The following is an 18,464-nucleotide window of genomic DNA, read 5'->3' on the forward strand; positions in this document are numbered from 1 at the left end:
TGAATTTAAATAATAGGGTGTTAAATATTCTGAAAATGCGATCTACTTTTTACAGCTTATGCTGCACATAGTTGAAGTTTTCTACTGCTGTTCACCAGTTTTCTGTCCTGGGTAAGATTAATTTCTACAAAAGAAAGATTTACAATATGTTGAATTCCACCGTTTTTATGCATATCCAGAACTTTATCTTTTTTACTAGACGTTCTGATGATGGTTTTTACTTTATAGAATGGTTGTAAAAGTTGAAGAATATAGTGCGAACCAAAAAATTAGGTTCCGACTTTTACGAGTATTGTTGTATTTTGATGTTACATTTTACTGATTTTATACTGCAAATTTCAGTATAAAATCAGTACGTATGTTTTGCTGAGAAGTTCAGATGTATTAGTCTTTTTTGTCGTGTAACTGACTGTATATATTGTGAATGAGTCCGTCTGCGACAGATATTTTAGGAACAAATATTCTATTGATATCTGCCCAAGTCATCACATGATTAAAGATTTTTAAAGCATGCACTAAAACATCTGCTCTGTCTTCTCTTAAATTATGTTTTGTCATTCTTTCATCTACTGTAAGATCATGGAATTCTTTATGCATTTTTTTCAAATGAGAAAGAGTCATGGCTTTTCCGTCTTTCGTTTTGCTCATAGAGAATACCTTGTTGATGTTTCCTCCGGAACCAATGGCGACAATAGGCTTTTTACTGGAAATATTGTTACTGATTTCTTCTTTCATTTCTTTCCAGTTGTCAACAGTAACCAAATTATTCAATAAACGGATGGTCCCGATATTGAATGATTTTTCATAAATCATTTTTCCATTCTCATAGAATGTAAGCTCGGTAGAACCACCGCCAACGTCAATGTATAAATACGCAAATTCTTTGTCTAAACCTTCTGCAACATGGTTTTCATAGATTAGGGTAGCTTCTTCATCTCCTGAAATAATTTCAATATTGATTCCGGAAGCATCTCTTACCTGTTTGATGATCTCTTGTCCGTTGGCTGCATCACGCATGGCGCTTGTGGCGCAAGCTCTGTAATGCTCAACCTTGTAAATTTTCATTAAATCACTGAAAATTTTCATGGAATCAATCACCATTTTTTCTCTTTCCTCACCGATTTTTCCTAATGTAAAAACGTCCATTCCTAATCTTAGAGGAATTCTCAAAAGATTAAGCTTAATAAATTCAGGTTTTTTATTATTTATTTTTACTTCATTAATCAAAAGTCGGGCTGCATTACTTCCTATGTCTATAGCTGCGATCTTCATTTTGTGCTTGTTTTAGCTTTTAAATATTTGTAAGTTTCTATCTGTGAGCGACAATCTTCTTTATCATTGCTGATATATTCGTTGCTCAATTTTTTGTCTAAAATACGAGCTTTTACGTTATCTCTCAACTGTATGTCTAGAATATCTTTCAATTCTTTCTTTAAATTTTTGTCAGTGATTTTTGCTGAAGCTTCAATTCTATAGTCCAGGTTTCTGGTCATCCAGTCGGCGGAAGAAATATACATATCTTCTGCACCTCTATTATAAAAATACATTACTCTGGCATGTTCCAGATATTCATCAACAATACTGATTGCTTTTATCTTTTCCTGAAACTCTTTCTGATTAACAGGGCAATAAATACCTCTTACAATCATTTTGATAACGACTCCGGCTTGTGCAGCATCATATAGTTTTAGAATCAAAGCACGGTCACTCACCGAGTTGGCTTTAATAATGATTGCTGTTTTTCTTCCTGCTTTTGCTTCTTCAATTTCTTTATCAATATGGTGAACTATTTTTTCACGCATAAACTGTGGACAAACAAGTAAATTTTTACAGGTTTTTAAAATAGGCAAATAATCTTCTTTAGGTTTTTTAAGAACATTAAAAACTTTATTAATATCAGCCATGATATGACGGTCCGCAGTCATTAATAAATGGTCACCATAAATTCTGGCTGTTTTTTCGTTAAAGTTTCCGGTGCTTACAAAGCCATATTGAAGGGTTTTATTCTGAGCTCTTTTCTTAATGATACAAAGCTTGGCATGTACTTTTTTATCAGGAATCCCAACTAAGACAGTGATGCCTTCTGGTTCCAGCATTTCTTTCCATTTCAAATTAGATTCTTCATCGAATCTTGCCTGAAGCTCAAGCATTACGGTAACATCTTTACCATTTCTTGCAGCATAAATCAAAGCATTAATAATCTTTGAACTGCTTGCCAAGCGATATGCTGTAATTTGAATTGATTTTACATCAGGATCCATTGCTGCCTCACGCAGAAGATCAATAACCGGATTGTATTTATGATAAGGGAAAGTAAGCAGGATATCCTTTGCCAGAATAACATCTGTTACTCTTTCGCCATGTTCAAAAGCGGGATGTGAAAAAGAGGTTCTTTCCACAGGCTTTTCATACGATTCAAAAACATCAGGAAAATCCATAAAATGTTTAAAATTATGAATTTTACCTCCCGGGATGATGCTGTCTTTCTTGGTTAAATTCAATTTACGGATCAGCAGTTCCAGCAAAGCTTTATCAATATCTTTATCAAAAACAAATCTTGTAGGTTTTCCTTTTCTTCTGTTCTTAATTCCTTTTTCTATTTTTTCGGCGAAATTGGTTTTGATATCATTATCCAAATCCATTTCGGCATCTTTTGTTACTTTGAAAGCATTGGCAGCAAATTCGTCATATCCGAAATAAGAGAAAATATGCGGTAAGTTGAAAGTGATCACATCTTCTAGTAGCATCACATTTTTTTCCTCCGGATTTTCTGTTGGGAGCAAGACGAATCTTCCTACAAAACGAGAAGGAATTTCAATAATGGCATAATTGCTTGAATATTGCCAGTCTTTTTTCCTCATCGCAACGCCCAAATAAAGACTCTTATCCCTCATATAAGGCATAGGCGTATTTTCGTGAAGAAGAATAGGAATCACATTGGCTTCTACCACTTCATCAAAATAAGTTCTCACAAACTCTTTTTGCTTAGCCGTTAAGTTCTTTGAGTTTTTAATGAAAACCTTTTGATCTGCCATTTCAGACAAGATTTTTTTCCAGGTTTTATCAAAATTCTGTTGATGCTTAATAACAATCTCGTTAATATTTTGTAGAATCTTTGAGGGAGGTTGATAAAAAGATTCAGCAATTAATTTTTCTTTAAAATCCATTGCACGTTTTAATCCGGCTACTCGTACTCTGAAAAATTCGTCTAGATTGTTTGAAAAGATCCCAAGAAAGCGGATTCTTAAATGTAAAGGGACTTTTTCGTCCATCGCTTCCTGCAATACCCTTTCGTTAAAGGCTAGCCATGTAATATCTCTCGGATTAAAATGTAATGACATATTTGTGTAAAATTTATCAAAAATAATAATTCATAAGGTTTCGGTCTCTATTTCTAAGGTTAAACTTTAATTAATTTTAACAAAAGTGAAAATATTTCTCATAATTGAGAAAAAATATTAATTTTTAAATCATATTTGAATATCTTTTATTGATTTATTTTTGTAGTAATAGAGTTGTTAATTAAAATGTTTTAATTTTAATTGATTGTTATTCAGTATGTTGTATTGTTTCGTTTGAGGTTTTTTACTATATTTGAATCTAAACACACAAATACAACACAAATGATTCGTAAAATACAACACATTTCTAGGAAATTTATTGATGCCACTCCTTGGCAAAATATAAGATTATAGTATAGACAAAAACCTTAGATACTTTTTTCTCTCTCGCTATTTCTATAATTATTCTTAAGACTCAAGCTTTATATATTGATAATAAGTGGGGAAAATCCAGCTTTCTAAGGAAAAAGTTGAAGGTCTTTACTTTCCGCTCCATAATTTTTTTGAACTTCATCTCGTATTCTTCAAAAAAAGGATAATAAAACTACACCAATATCAACAAACACAACATATGAAAAACAGAAATAATGAAAATGAATTTCCTTCGAACGAGGATTATTCAAAATTAAAAAAGCCTTCTTTTACGCCCGATAACAATGCTAAAGCTATTTCAGAAAACCATATTGCAGGAATTAACCGTGTGGTAGGAATTGAAGTTCATGCGGATGGAAAACCAATTAAACATTTTAAGCATTTCAAATTAACACAAAGTGCCATCAAACATCATCAATTTGAAATTATTCTGGCGCATGACAGTTTGGAAAATCGTCAGTCTCAAAATCTGGAAGATGCCAATAAATTATTAGGAAAGAGATTCACTGTCACTTTCAAATATAAAGATGCTGATACAGAAGAAAATCCCAATAAATCATTTGTGGGAGTTATTACTTCGGTAGGTTTTAGTCGGGAAAAGACGAGTTTAGGAGATATTGTTTTTAGAGGATATAGCCCAACGATTCTGCTAGATGGGTCTCCTCATACTCAAAGTTTTGGGGGAGGTTTATCCGTTAATATGGGAATCATTGCCAAGGAAGTGATTAAACAAGGACTCAATGGCTCCGATTTCGATTTTAATATTGATACCAACGATAGTTCACAGATTGTATACAGCAGCCAATATGACGAAACGCATTATAATTATTTAGCAAGAATGGCAGAAGCGTATGGCGAACAGTTTTTCTATGATGGGTATGTTCTGCATTTTGGAAAGCTTCCTCAGCCCAGTAGCCAACGCATTCAATTAATTGAAGGTAGTAATGTAAGCGATCTTAAAATAGAACTGAATGCTGTTCATACAAAACCTCAGTTTTACGGTTACAACAGCAGTAAGAATGAAAAACTGACTTCGGGAGATACTCCGATAAAGCATCTGGGAGATTTAGCAAAAACAGCGTATGAAAATAATGATAAAATATACAAAACGCCTTCTTTAAGAGTGGCTCCCATAAAAGCGGCTACCCATCTTGATGTAGAATATTCTCAGAAAAGTACTTCGGGCAGTAAAGCGGTGGAAGTGATGCATGTTTCGGGGTTTACAACTATTCCTTTTCTTCATCCGGGATGTGTGGCAGATATTAAAATACGTGAGCAGGATTCCAATAAAACACGTCATCTTACCACGCTTATGATTACTGAAACCAATCATGAAGTAGACGCAAGAGGATATTATAAAGGGAGTTTTGAAGCCATTGCTGAAGGAACAGGATACATGCCCAAGCCGGAATTTCATACTCCAAGACCGGAACCTCAGATTGCTACGGTTATTTCAAATACAGATCCTGAGGGACAAGGAAGAGTAACGGTACGATTCGATTGGCAAATTAATGATACCACCGATTTCATAAGAGTCATGAGTCCTGATGCGGGAGGAACAGATCAAATTAACCAGAACCGTGGCTACGTTGCTATTCCAGAAGTTGGCGATCAGGTGATGGTGAATTTTCAGCATGGACATCCCGACAGGCCTTTTGTAATGGGCGGAATGTTTCATGGAGGAACAGGCTTAGGGGGTGGAATTAATAATCACATGAGATCATTCCAGACTAAAAGTGGGATAAAACTTTTGATGAATGATGATGAAAAGAGTGTAAATATTATTGATCCAAGTGGAAACACCTATTTGATGGATGGGCAAGGAAATATCACCATAACAGCTCCCAATAATATAACGTTTAATGCTGGAGGGAATTTAGCAATCAATGTGGGACAGAATATGACGACGACTGTTGAAATGAATTCCAATGAAACCGTAGGAATTAATAAATCCTTAAGTGTCGGGATGATGAATATGTTGACGGTAGGAAAAGATTTTGTGAGCAATATTATAGGAAAATTGACACATTATGTAAAAGGGGATATGGAAACCTTTGGGGAGAAAGAACATAAAACAATTGCTATAAAAGGAATAGAGGTAAGTAGCGACAGTAATGTAGAGCATCATGCAGAAAAAGAAATTAAAAACAACAGCAATGAAAAATCTAAAAATCACTAGCCAGTTTCCTATTCTGAATATGGAAAAAGATGATATCTCCATCGTTGTTATCATTGGGAAAAGTATGACTCTATTTAATAAGAGAAACCAAGCATTTTTTTTCTATACCTATAGCAATGAAGAGTCTCCGAGTAAAATTTATTTACGACACGTAGTAGATGGAAAATGCAATGTTTTCGGAACGGGAGGATTCAACTTTTCTTTCTGTGGAAAAACATATAAGTTAGACAATCCCGGAGATTCTGTAAATATTGAAGACGGATCCATTGCGGTTTGCCTGAAATACTCCTACATGCTTGAGTTACTCGAATCCAGTTTTTATGTTTACGGGCAGACAAAAGTATATGATTTTATGAAAGAAGAATTCTTAATCCCATTATCATGAGCATAGAATATTTCGTAGAAGGAAAAGTAATCACCAAGGTAAAAGGGGATTATTCGGTGTTTTCTAAAGAAGATATCACCCATAATACAAAAGTTTCTTTAGAACAGTCCGGAAAAGAAAAAGGGGTGAGTTATAACAAAGCAAAAACCATTCATCCTAATGATAAGCCCGTTAACTTATTGGAGGTAAGTCTCAATCTTTTTTTTGATGGAACTCAAAACAATAAGACCAATTCAGATTTGGGAAAAGATTATAAAAAATCTAACCATGATGATGACAGCTATACCAATGATTATTCTAATATAGCCAGAGGATATGATGCTATAGATCCGGCTGCTGAAAACCAAGTCAGGGTATATATAGAAGGTATTGGAACGGAAGACGGTAAAGGTGAAATGCATCTATTTGGTAATGTGCCTAATCAAGGAATTCTCTTTGGAACAGGTTCACGCGGTGTCATCGCCAAGGTAACAAAAGGTTGCGTAGAAGCAGGGAAGCAATTGGCAAAATACAAACAGAGAGATATCCATCTTAAAGTCAATGTATTTGGTTTTAGTCGTGGAGCTACGGCCGCAAGACATTTTTTACACATAGCAACTAACCCTGCAAAAGTTTTTAAAGGGATAAAAAATAAAGGAATGGCTGTCCCACCAGACAGAGGTGAAGGAGAGCCTATTGAAGTGAGCCAAGATGACGAGCTTGTTTTGAAACATGGATATTTCGGAGTTTGTTTACTTAAAAACAAGGTGATTCCCAAGCAAATAACTTTTAATTTTGTAGGGTTATATGATACGGTAGCTTCTTACGGTTCCGTACACCGTCCAAAAGCAATAGGAGGAATTCAAATGATTCCTGGAGATACTGAGCAGTTAGGTCTTACTGCTATTAAAGAGGCACGTTTTACCTTACAGATAGCAGCGGATGACGAATTTCGTGATAATTTTGATTTAACAGATATTGACAGTGCGGAAGTAAAAGGGTTACAATTTATTTTACCTGGAGTACATTCTGATATCGGCGGTTGTTATGTCAATAAAAATGAAGAGAAAGTAGATTTATACGAGGAAGAAGGCAGCGGTGAAAAATGCTTAGAATTTAGAAGAATACTCATCGAAGAAGGATGGTACCGCCCTGAAGAAATATTTATAGAAAGACTTTCTCCTCATAGAAATGGGGTAGATGCAAGACATATTTTAAAAGGAATCCGAAAGCCTTACAATACTTATGATAAAATTTCCCTTAACGCGATGTTTCATTACTCACAAGGGTATGATGTTAAGTATAAAAAAAGTGGAATACAAGATCACAAAATAAATGACCCTTTTCTTTTGGAAATCCGAGACCAGTTGCTTCATTATATGAACGCCTGTACTTTGTTGCGAAACACCTATGTTTCAGAGTATAACCGAAGCCGTTACTTGGGAGATTATCTTACCGAATTAAAGGCTTTGCATTACGAAAGTTTTGTAGATTTGGAAAAGCTTAAAATTTTGAGAAATCAATACCTTCATTGGTCTGCCAGTGCTACTAAAATTGGATATGGGCCAAGGATTGGTAAGGTAACTAGCGGAAAACAACGTACAAGAAATATATAAAATGGATAATATAAATCGTACAATACAAAACATCATAAACTATATACTATATTTTGTTTTGGGTATTAATTTTATACAATGTCAAAAAATGGAAAATAAAAAAATGGCGTTCCATGTGGAAATATCTCAGCCAGATAATAAATATGAAGTTACTCCCGTATTCGATAACATAAAAACGTTGGAAGGAAATCATGCAGGATTACCATATGGAAGTAGCTCGGGGAATTGGGGAGATTCAGGATCCGTATGGACGGAGCAATATGGAACCCCTATTGGTGCAGATATTACCTATTATTCAAGATATGAAAATACCTACTACCATTTAGATATCGATTTCCCTTTGGATAGGGTAAAAGACTATATGGAGCGGGCGTATTCTATTTGGGATGATTTGAAGGGAGAAACTCAGGAATACAAGAGATTAGGTAGAGGATATAGTGCATCAAACGGTGTGAATTCCTATAACAGTTTTTCCACACTAGTGTTTGGTTTTGCTCCTAAAGGTATGGTTGTCGTTTGGTTAAATTTTGGGAATACCCGTATTGAGTTGGGGCGTTATCAGGCAAAGCCTGTTACAGATCCTGCAGAAATAGCCAAGGCTAAAGAAAAGTACTTAGCAATGTATCGAATTAGCCCGGAACGCTATAAGGAAGCCATTCAGGAATTATATATTCCCGATGCAAGTCCTAAAGAGTGGGATGATTACAGAATACGTTATCATTGGCGCCCTGTAGTAAGTTCTACTAATCCTAAATTTAGATTGTTTGAAATCTTAAATTACGCCTATAATGGAGAACAGGAAGGAGCGCTAAGACCTTGGGTTTTAAATATGCCCTACAAAGAAAGAGCTCTCCCCAAAGAAATGGTATTTACATGGGAAACAGGAAAAGAAAAGCAGGAGCAACTCAATGCCCGAGCCTTTTTCAATTGGGAAAAAACCAATGAAGCTTTTAAAAAAGCAGGTAACAAGGTTGATATGCAGGTGAAGATTGCGGAAGATAATAATTCTGTCGAAATTTTCCTGAATGGGAAACCTTTAGAAACAGATAGTATTCGTATCTATCAATGGTCTGGCGATTATAAGGAAAGTTATAAGTAAAAGTATTGATTATTGTATGAGAATGAATAATAAAATATATCTGTTGCAAAGCATCTTGGGTGTTGTATTATTTATCAATCTCATACAATGCCAAAAGATGGAAGAAAAAAAAATGGCTTTTCAGGTAGAAATATCTCATCCTGATAATAAATATCAGGTCACTCCTGTATTTGACAATATAAAAACCTTAGAAGGAACTCATGCAGGATTACCTTATGGGAGCTCTTCAGGGAAATGGGGTAATTCGGGTAAAGGCTGGACAGAACAATATGGAACTCCTATTGGTGCTGATATTACGTATTATGCAGATTATGAAAATAAGTATTATCATTTGAATATAGATTTTCCTATAGATACGATAAAAGACTATATGGAACGAGCTTATTCGATTTGGGATGATTTGAAAGATAAAACTCAGGAATACAAAAAAATAGGTAGGGGACATAGAGCTGCTTATGGAACTAATTCTTATGACAGCTTTTCTACACTGGTGTTTGGTTTTGCTCCGAAAGGGATGGTGGTCGTCTGGCTAAATTTTGGAAATACCCGTATTGAGTTAGGACGCTATCAGGCAAATCCCGTTACAGATCCTACAGAAATAGCTAAAGCCAAAGAAAAATATATGAGAACTTACCGTATAAGCCCGGAACGATATGATGAATCTCAAAAAGAATACTTTATCTCTGATGCAAGTCCCAAAGAATGGGATGATTATAGGATACGTTATGATTGGCGTCCAGTGGTAAGTTCTACTAATCCTAAATTTAGATTGTTTGAAATTCTTAATTACACCTATAATGGAGAGCAAGAGGGGGCGCTAAGGCCTTGGGTTTTAAATATGCCCTACAAAGAAAGAGCTATTCCTAAAGAAATGGTATTCTTTTGGGAAACGGGAAAAGAAAAGCAGGAGCAGTTGAACGCCCGGGCCTTTTTCAATTGGGAAAAAACCAATGAAGCTTTTAAAAAAGCAGGTAACAAGATTGATATGCAGGTGAATATTGCGGAAGATAATAATTCTGTCGAAATTTTACTGAATGGGAAACCTTTAGAAACAGATAGTATTCGTATCTATCAATGGTCTGGCGATTATAAGGAAAGCTATAAGTAAAAGTATTGATTATTGTATGAGAATGAATAATAAACTATATCTGTTGCAAAGCATCTTGGGTGTTGTATTATGTATTAATCTTATACAATGTCAAAAAATGGAAAATAAAAAAATGGCTTTCCAAGTTGAAATAAGTTCTCCTGCTACAAAATACAGAATAGAGCCTGTATTTGATAACATAAAAACCTTAGAAGGAACTCATGCAGGATTACCCTATGGAGGGAGCTCCGGGAGGTGGGGAGATTCAGGATCTGTATGGACGGAGCAATACGGAACTCCTATTGGTGCGGATATTACTTATTATTCAAGATATGAAGGTACAGAAATTTTTTATCGTCTGAATATAGATTTCCCTATAGATACAATAAAAGACTATATGGAGAGAGCATATTCCAGAAAAGATGATTCAGAGGGAGAAACTAAGGAATACAAAAGGTTAGGGAGAGGTTTTCAATCAGGTGGAGGAAGAGCTTATGATAGTTTTTCTACATTAGTGTTTGGTTTTGCTCCGAAAGGTATGGTGGTCGTCTGGCTAAATTTTGGTAATACCCGTATTGAGTTGGGGCGTTATCAGGCAAAACCTGTTACAGATCCTGCAGAAATAGCCAAGGCCAAAGAAAAATACTTAGCGATGTATCGTATTAGCCCGGAACGCTATAAGGAAGCTATTCAGCAATTATATATTCCCGATGCAAGTCCTAAAGAATGGGATGATTACAGAATACGTTATTATTGGCGCCCTGTGGTAAACTCAAACAATCCTAAATTTAGATTGTTTGAAATTCTTAATTACACCTATAATGGAGAGCAAGAGGGGGCGCTAAGACCTTGGGTTTTAAATATGCCCTACAAAGAAAGAGCTCTCCCCAAAGAAATGGTATTTACATGGGAAACGGGAAAAGAAAAGCAGGAGCAACTCAATGCCCGGGCCTTTTTCAATTGGGAAAAAACCAATGAAGCTTTTAAAAAAGCAGGTAATAAGATTGATATGCAGGTGAAGATTGCGGAAGATAATAATTCTGTCGAAATTTTATTGAATGGGAAACCTTTAGAAACAGATAGTATTCGTATCTATCAATGGTCTGGCGATTATAAGGAAAGCTATAAGTAAAAGAATTGATTACTGTATGAGAATGAATAATAAACTATATCTGTTGCAAAGCATCTTGGGTGTTGTATTATGTATAAATTTAATGTACTGAAAAAAATTAGGTAGAGATTTGTTCTAATTGAAAAGTAACTAATAAAATTTTTAAAATAATTCAAAATAAAATCACAAATGACTATTCTATTTTTAAAACTAAAATCATTGAATAAGATACTAATTATGTTAGGATTATTCTGTTATATGATCTGCTTTGGCCAAATAATTCCTAATTTGGAAGGACAATATTATGTAAAAGAAAATAAAGCGAATTTTTATATTTTTAATAAAAATCAGTTTGTAATTTTAGGATATGCTACAATAATTAAAGGGAAAATAGAGATTGCAAACAATGAAGTAATATTTAAACTAGACCATCCCAATAATGAATTTTTATTGTACGGAAGAAGTTCTGCAGATGAAAAAATATTCTTTGATGCGAATATGCTAAGATATAAGATATCTATGGATAACTCTAATGTAAAAGAAAAAGAAGCTCTATTAGATCTTATTCAGAGGGATAAAAATGATTATGGTTATTGTAGATCCCATAAGTTATTTTTGCCAAATAATAGAATTAATCACCTTTGGCTCAATTTAGAAGCAGATGAAACAGATTTATTAACCTACTTTGATACAGGAGGAAAATATAATGATTTATTTTTGGAGTATTTTCGGGCAGATCCTGATGTATCTTTCTTAAATAGAGTTTTCAGTATAAAAAATGGAAAATTAGATTTTGATACTGATCTTGTATTAAAAGTGCCTCTCTCTATTTCAGAAGAAGTTAAGGAAATGATCGCCAATATGGATTTGGTAGATTCTATTTTTAATAGAGATACTATATATCTTAATCAGGATTATGAAGTGGTTGTAAGTGATAAAATTGATTTTAACCAATATTCTTACAACGAACTTACACATCAGTATACTAGAAAAAATTTGAAGCATCACGATAAAAATTCTGGTATTATCTATAAATATGTTAAGCTAAATCCAACGATACCTTCAAATAAGAAATACAGACTCAATGAGACAAGTTTTCTCAATGCAAAATGCTTAAAAACGCCTAAAGCAATCCTAGAAGAAAAAGAGGATAAAAAAATAAAACAAACTACTATAACTGTACAGGGTATGTGATTAAAATTTTTATCTCTCATCCTGATAATAGATATCAAGTAATTCTGTATTTGATAAAATATGTAAGGGAAGCCCACTAACCTATCCTCTATTTTTAACGTTATTTCTGATAACCAAACTAAAAAAAACAAATATTTTCTGAATAAATTACCTGTCAAAACAATTCTTATATAAACCTGTTTTAGGAAAATAACTGAAAATATTTCCACCTATTTATTTTTGAAACCTCGATTATATCGGGGTTTTGTCTTTTAGTGTGTCAATTTGTCATAAAAATATATATGGTATAGATATTGAGAAATAGAGAGTGTAATCAATAATTTAAAAATTAGAAAAAATATAAATATTATGAGTAAAATAATTGGAATTGACTTAGGAACAACCAACTCTTGTGTTGCGGTAATGGAAGGTAAAGATGCTGTTGTAATCCCTAATGCTGAAGGAAAAAGAACAACCCCATCTATCGTAGCGTTTACAGAAGATGGTGAAAGAAAAGTAGGAGACCCTGCAAAAAGACAGGCGGTAACGAATCCAAAAAAGACAGTATATTCTATCAAAAGATTTATTGGAACTCATTTTAAAGATGATGCAAGTGAAATTTCAAGAGTACCTTACGATGTTGTAAAAGGTCCGAATGACACTGTAAAAGTTAAAATTGACGATAGAGAATATACTCCACAAGAAATTTCTGCAATGACGCTTCAGAAAATGAAGAAAACTGCTGAAGATTATCTTGGACAAGAAGTAACAAGAGCGGTAATTACTGTTCCGGCTTACTTCAATGATGCACAAAGACAAGCTACTAAAGAAGCAGGAGAAATCGCTGGTCTTACAGTAGAAAGAATTATCAACGAGCCTACAGCTGCTGCTTTAGCTTACGGTATGGATAAGGCTCACAAAGATCAGAAGATTGCTGTTTATGACCTTGGAGGTGGTACTTTCGACGTTTCTATCCTAGATTTAGGAGACGGAGTTTTCGAAGTATTGTCTACAAATGGTGATACACACTTAGGAGGTGATGACTTTGATGATGTAATTATCAACTGGATGGCTGATGAGTTCAAGGCTGAAGAAGGAGTTGAATTAAAATCTGATGCAATTGCATTACAAAGATTGAAAGAAGCTGCTGAAAAAGCTAAGATTGAATTATCTTCTTCTCCACAAACTGAAATCAACTTACCATATATTACAGCTACAGCTACAGGTCCTAAACACTTAGTGAAGACTTTAACGAAAGCTAAATTCGAGCAGTTAGCTGCAGATTTAGTAAGAAGATCTATGGAGCCTTGTAAAAAAGCGCTTTCTGATGCAGGACTTTCTATCTCTGATATTGACGAGGTAATCTTAGTAGGTGGTTCTACAAGAATCCCTATTATCCAAGAGGAAGTTGAAAAATTCTTCGGTAAAAAACCATCTAAAGGTGTTAATCCTGACGAGGTAGTAGCAATTGGTGCTGCAATCCAAGGAGGAGTTCTTACAGGAGATGTAACAGATGTATTACTTCTTGACGTTACTCCACTTTCTTTAGGTATTGAAACAATGGGTTCTGTATTTACTAAATTAATTGAAGCGAATACTACAATCCCAACTAAAAAATCTGAGACATTCTCTACAGCTTCTGACAACCAGCCGGCTGTAAGCATCAGAGTAGGACAAGGTGAAAGACCAATGTTCAACGATAATAAAGAGATTGGTAGATTTGATCTTACTGACATTCCACCAGCACAAAGAGGAGTGCCTCAAATTGAAGTAACTTTCGATATTGATGCAAATGGTATCCTTAGCGTTTCTGCTAAAGATAAAGGAACTGGTAAAGAGCAGTCTATTAAGATTCAAGCATCTTCAGGTCTTTCTGAAGAAGAGATTGAAAGAATGAAAAAAGAAGCTCAGGAAAACTCTGCATCTGATGCAAAGAGAAAAGAAGAGGTTGAAATTTTCAACAAAGCTGACGGATTGATCTTCCAAACTGAAAAGCAATTGAAAGAATTCGGAGATAAATTATCAGCTGATAAAAAAGCGGCAATCGAAACTGCTCATGCAGAATTGAAAACAGCTTTCGAAGCTAAAAATGGAGACGAAGTAAAAGCTAAAACTGAAGTTTTAGATGCAGCTTGGATGGCAGCTTCAGAAGAAATGTATGCAGCAGGACAACAGGCAGACGGAGCAGGAGCTCAAAACCCTGGAGGTAATGCTAATGCAGGTGCTGAAGATGTACAGGATGCAGACTTCGAAGAAGTAAAATAAATAAGTTGTAAGTAATACTTACATTAGATATATCACTGCCGTAAATATTGTTTTACGGCAGTTTTATTTTATAGATATTCACATATGAAAAGTTAAACATTCTCAGATATATGAATAATATTCTAAATTTGTATTGGTCGATCAGAAATTTTTGAATTACGAAATCTATGAAGATGGACTTTCTATTTCTAAAAAAAATTATACAACAGTGATATTTCAATATCCTAATTAAGAAAATTAAAAAGCTTCCTGATGACGCAGAAAATAATTAAGTTTCCCCTTCAATTGACTGATAGCGAATCTACAAAAAGAAATAGCCTAGTACTTGACGGATATTCAGTAATAGAAAAATGTATCCAAAATACAGAAGAGAAGGGTATGCTGTATCTGGAGGAGTCAGTATTACTTCTAGTATTGGAAGGAAGTGCATCTCTGACATTTGGGAAGCAGACTTATACCGTTGCTAAAAATCAACTAACATTATTGAAGAAAGCAAGAGTATATGAATACGAAAAAAAAGGGAATTCTAATAATAAGAATATTTATCATGAACTACTCATTGTCTTAAAAGATGATTTAATAAAATCATTTTTAACTACTACAGAAAAGATAATCCCAAAGGAAACAAATGGAGAAATTGGGAATGGAGTACACTCAATGACTGAATGTCTCATTATATTTACAGAATCTATTGACCCTTATTTTAATGATAAACCCGAAATGTATTCGGGACAGCTTCGGTTGAAACTGAAAGAGATGTTATATCATTTGGGCATAGGGAATCAAAGTCTGTTCCAGGAGTTGACACAGCTTCGTGAACCTGTAAAGACAGAAATTCAGGATGTGATGGAACAGAATTTCTTCTCACCTATTACACTTACAGATTTTGCTTATATATCAGGGAGAAGTCTGTCTAGCTTTAAAAGGGACTTTCAAAATATTTACAATATGCCTCCGGCTACCTGGATACGAAAGAAACGTCTGGAAAAAGCCAAAGAAATACTGGAAACAACTCAATTACCAATATCTGAAATATGTTTCTCGCTAGGTTTTGAAAATGTTTCGCATTTTTCAAGAATATTCAAAGAATATCATGGTAACACACCTAATTTTTATCGAGCCAAATAAGGCTTACAAGTTTTTATAATACCTAATAAATAAGCCAATTACTGTTTATCAAAAATACCAACCAAATAGTGTAGCTATTATAAAAAGGACTAAATAGAAAAATTAACTGAACGCTATAGAAAACTGGAAGATATTCATTCCCTGTATTTTTGTATTTAATTACTAATCTAAAAAAAATAGAAATATGGCATTATCAGAAAAAAATAGTAATGGTGTTCAGAGTTACACAGATATACTATCAGTGCTTGAAAATTATGTAAAAAGTTTAAAAGAAGGAAATGTAGAACAATTACAAAAAACCTTTCATGGAGAGGCAGTAATGTATGGATATTGGGAAGAGCATCTCATTGAAGGTAGTATTATCAATCTATATAATTCTGTGACAAAGTACGGAGCAGCACCTCATATTACAGCACATATTGACATATTGCATAAAACTGAGGACATCGCTTTGGCCAGGATAGAATATGAAAGAAATGCAGCGGATAAAAATGGTGTTGATTATCATTCATTGATTAAAGTGAACGGAGAATGGAAAGTTATTTCTAAACTATTTCAGATACCCGTAAAATGAAGCTTTTAGCTATTGACAAAAGTATTTCTTTACAAGAGCAGATTACTATTTAGACTAATTGAATAAATGATTAATAAAATTTTATTTGTATCTAATAATAAAAATTGCAGCGAAATATCATTTCGCTGCAATTTTTTCTTGAAAATATAGGTAAAAGTGGTAAAATTATTTCTATTAAAAATATAAAAGGGGATATGATGTGGAAAGATAATTTTCCAGTAGCTTTTAGTTATAAAAAAGGCTATATGCCAGAAAAAATTACTTTACAGACCAATTACAAAACCGGAACTAAAAATATTTCGGAATTGATAATAGCCGATTCTTTGAATCATCAGCAGAAATATATTCTAGAAATTGAAGAGAATAATTACAATATTTATAGGATAAAATAACGCTGAAAAATTAAATGAAAGATATATTTTCAAAAATTGATTATAGTAAAATGGAGATTATTTTTTGCTTAAGAGGAGAGCTGGAATTAAATGTATTTTAGGAATTTTTGTATTCAGAATTAAAGGAAAAATAGCTACATTCGTATAGTTTTAATCAAAAAAATAAAGTTCACATGAAGGGTAATAAAATAATTTTAATTGTTGGGTTATTGTTATTTCAATTAAGTTTTGCACAGGAAAAAGCAGATGTTGTACTCAACAAAGCATTGAAAGAGGCTAAGGCTAAAGACAAAAATGTTCTTTTAATTTTTCATGCCTCGTGGTGTAAATGGTGCAAGATGATGGAGAAAAATATGAACCTTCCTGAAACAAAACCTTTATTTGAGAAAAATTTTGTAACCGCTTATCTTGATGTGCAGGAAAGAGGCGAAAAGAAAAGTCTTGAAAATCCTGGCGGACAGGAAATAATGAATAAATATAAAGGGCAAAATGCAGGACTTCCTTTTTGGCTGGTATTAGATAAGAAAGGGCAGATATTGGCAGATTCTTTTGATGAAAAAGGAGATAATTTAGGTTCACCGGCAACACCTGAAGAAGTTAATACTTTTTTAGCTAAGCTTGAAAAATCTTCCAAATTAAATAAAGAAGAGCTTAAAACTATAGAAAGTGTTTTTGTGAAAAAAGCGCAATAATAAAAAAAGCTCCACATAAATTAAAATGCCTCAAAGAAGTTAGATCCTTTTTAGAGGCATTTTTTATAAAAACTGAATGATTTCAGAATAATTATTGGTGATAAAAGTTATAAGATAGCGGTTTTGAGACCTTTCAAAAAATATATACCAAGTTGTATTTTGGTTAGCTTTATAGAAAATATACTTTGACCCTAGCTCTATGAGATTTGAAGGTATATTTTTGGCAGGAAAACTATCAATGCTCTTTCAATAAAATCTGTGATATTGTCGATATATTTAAAAGCACTTTCTATATATCCGAAATATTCTTCTACCTCGGGTAAATATTGTATTTCTATTTCTTCCAAGGCAGAGATTTAATATATTCTTTGGTTCTTTTTTTTAATTCATCACCTGAAATTCGTCTTTGCCATTCTTTTTAAAAATCAAAAGATTTTCTAAGGCGAATAGTATTAATTTCGGCAATAATATCAGGGTTTTCCAAAGAATTAATCCACTTGATAATCTCATTTTTTTCAGCAGATATATTCATTATTCAATAATATTTATAAACAAATATAAGAATTTCCTGTTCAATTTTTTTGTTTTTTACAGCAAAAAAAAACTCCCCAAACAAAACGTTCAGGGAGCTTAATCTAATTTTTATTTACCAAAGAATATTTCGTCTTTCCTTTGTTGTTCTACATATATTTCCTGAAATTTTACAGGCATATAATTGTAAAGATCATTCCAATATTGGATTTTGGTGTGCTTTTTAAAGCTTTCAAAAGATCTTATAAAAAGATTTTCAATCATGTCTTTTACATAAGAATTCCCTTTCTTGTAAATGAATTCCATCAATTTAATGTGGTGTCCAATGATGTTAATCTTAGAATCTAATAAAAGGTCTTTAAGGTAGTTGATAGTCGCCTGCATAACGCCTGCGAAATTATTTTGTTTTGATAATTGAGTAATCTCGTTTCTGATTGTTGGATAGAAAAATTTTAAATACTCTACAGCCATTTTTTGATTAATAGTTTGCATTTGCGCATTCATCATAATTAATATTTTTCGAATACTTCTATTGCCGCG

At 33.4% G+C, this 18,464-nt stretch carries 16 protein-coding genes; 12 read left to right on the plus strand and 4 right to left on the minus strand.

Annotation, left to right across the window (positions count from 1 at the left end; all coding sequences use genetic code 11):
• Positions 1 to 384: 384 nt before the first annotated feature.
• A complete protein-coding gene (locus tag BUB80_RS10385) occupies positions 385 to 1,272 on the minus strand; it encodes a Ppx/GppA phosphatase family protein (protein ID WP_073292861.1) in 888 nt (295 codons plus the stop codon).
• Entirely contained in the window at positions 1,269 to 3,341 is a 2,073-nt protein-coding gene (gene ppk1, locus BUB80_RS10390; protein WP_073292862.1) for a polyphosphate kinase 1, read from the minus strand. The genes BUB80_RS10385 and ppk1 overlap by 4 nt, the downstream gene beginning before the upstream one ends.
• A 571-nt stretch (positions 3,342 to 3,912) precedes the next feature.
• On the opposite strand from ppk1, the gene BUB80_RS10395 reads away from it, so the two are divergent.
• From BUB80_RS10395 to BUB80_RS10450, 12 genes are all read left to right on the plus strand, one after another.
• On the plus strand, positions 3,913 to 5,892 hold the full coding sequence (locus BUB80_RS10395) for a type VI secretion system Vgr family protein (RefSeq protein WP_073292908.1): 1,980 nt from the start codon (positions 3,913 to 3,915) through the stop codon (positions 5,890 to 5,892).
• Positions 5,870 to 6,277: a hypothetical protein gene (locus BUB80_RS10400; RefSeq protein ID WP_139262650.1), complete on the plus strand. Its 408-nt coding sequence runs from the start codon at positions 5,870 to 5,872 to the stop codon at positions 6,275 to 6,277. The genes BUB80_RS10395 and BUB80_RS10400 overlap by 23 nt, the downstream gene beginning before the upstream one ends.
• Positions 6,274 to 7,872, plus strand: coding sequence for a phospholipase effector Tle1 domain-containing protein (locus BUB80_RS10405; protein WP_073292864.1), 1,599 nt, complete (start codon positions 6,274 to 6,276; stop codon positions 7,870 to 7,872). Before BUB80_RS10400 ends, BUB80_RS10405 begins: the two co-directional genes overlap by 4 nt.
• Before the next feature lie 88 nt (positions 7,873 to 7,960).
• A complete protein-coding gene (locus tag BUB80_RS10410; protein ID WP_073292865.1) occupies positions 7,961 to 8,971 on the plus strand; it encodes a DUF2931 family protein in 1,011 nt (336 codons plus the stop codon).
• A 97-nt stretch (positions 8,972 to 9,068) separates the two neighbouring features.
• Entirely contained in the window at positions 9,069 to 10,079 is a 1,011-nt protein-coding gene (locus tag BUB80_RS10415) for a DUF2931 family protein (protein ID WP_228433761.1), read from the plus strand.
• 97 nt (positions 10,080 to 10,176) lie between these two features.
• Positions 10,177 to 11,190 carry a DUF2931 family protein gene (locus BUB80_RS10420; RefSeq protein ID WP_228433763.1) on the plus strand — a complete coding sequence of 338 codons (1,014 nt, stop codon included), beginning with the start codon at positions 10,177 to 10,179 and terminating at the stop codon, positions 11,188 to 11,190.
• Positions 11,191 to 11,388: 198 nt separating this feature from the next.
• Positions 11,389 to 12,363: a hypothetical protein gene (locus tag BUB80_RS10425; protein WP_139262652.1), complete on the plus strand. Its 975-nt coding sequence runs from the start codon at positions 11,389 to 11,391 to the stop codon at positions 12,361 to 12,363.
• Between the two features lie 348 nt (positions 12,364 to 12,711).
• The gene (gene dnaK, locus BUB80_RS10430) at positions 12,712 to 14,607 is read left to right on the plus strand and encodes a molecular chaperone DnaK (protein ID WP_073292869.1); all 1,896 of its coding nucleotides are present in this window, start codon (positions 12,712 to 12,714) and stop codon (positions 14,605 to 14,607) included.
• 252 nt (positions 14,608 to 14,859) lie between these two features.
• Complete coding sequence (locus tag BUB80_RS10435; protein ID WP_073292870.1) at positions 14,860 to 15,735, plus strand: helix-turn-helix domain-containing protein; 876 nt, start codon at positions 14,860 to 14,862, stop codon at positions 15,733 to 15,735.
• A gap of 184 nt (positions 15,736 to 15,919) precedes the next feature.
• Positions 15,920 to 16,309, plus strand: a complete 390-nt coding sequence (locus BUB80_RS10440) for an AtzH-like domain-containing protein (RefSeq protein WP_073292871.1) — start codon at positions 15,920 to 15,922, stop codon at positions 16,307 to 16,309.
• Positions 16,310 to 16,413: 104 nt separating this feature from the next.
• Complete coding sequence (locus tag BUB80_RS10445; RefSeq protein WP_073292872.1) at positions 16,414 to 16,701, plus strand: hypothetical protein; 288 nt, start codon at positions 16,414 to 16,416, stop codon at positions 16,699 to 16,701.
• A gap of 173 nt (positions 16,702 to 16,874) precedes the next feature.
• Positions 16,875 to 17,393 (plus strand): thioredoxin family protein, encoded by a 519-nt coding sequence (locus BUB80_RS10450; RefSeq protein ID WP_073292873.1) that lies wholly within the window; start codon positions 16,875 to 16,877, stop codon positions 17,391 to 17,393.
• A 197-nt stretch (positions 17,394 to 17,590) separates the two neighbouring features.
• On the opposite strand, the gene BUB80_RS23625 is transcribed toward BUB80_RS10450, so the two are convergent.
• Complete coding sequence (locus BUB80_RS23625; RefSeq protein WP_175549598.1) at positions 17,591 to 17,740, minus strand: hypothetical protein; 150 nt, start codon at positions 17,738 to 17,740, stop codon at positions 17,591 to 17,593.
• A 295-nt stretch (positions 17,741 to 18,035) separates the two neighbouring features.
• The gene (locus BUB80_RS10455; RefSeq protein ID WP_073292874.1) at positions 18,036 to 18,431 is read right to left on the minus strand and encodes a DUF7674 family protein; all 396 of its coding nucleotides are present in this window, start codon (positions 18,429 to 18,431) and stop codon (positions 18,036 to 18,038) included.
• Positions 18,432 to 18,464 lie beyond the last annotated feature (33 nt).

Source organism: Chryseobacterium polytrichastri (assembly GCF_900142445.1).
Classification (GTDB): Bacteria; Bacteroidota; Bacteroidia; order Flavobacteriales; family Weeksellaceae; genus Chryseobacterium; species Chryseobacterium polytrichastri.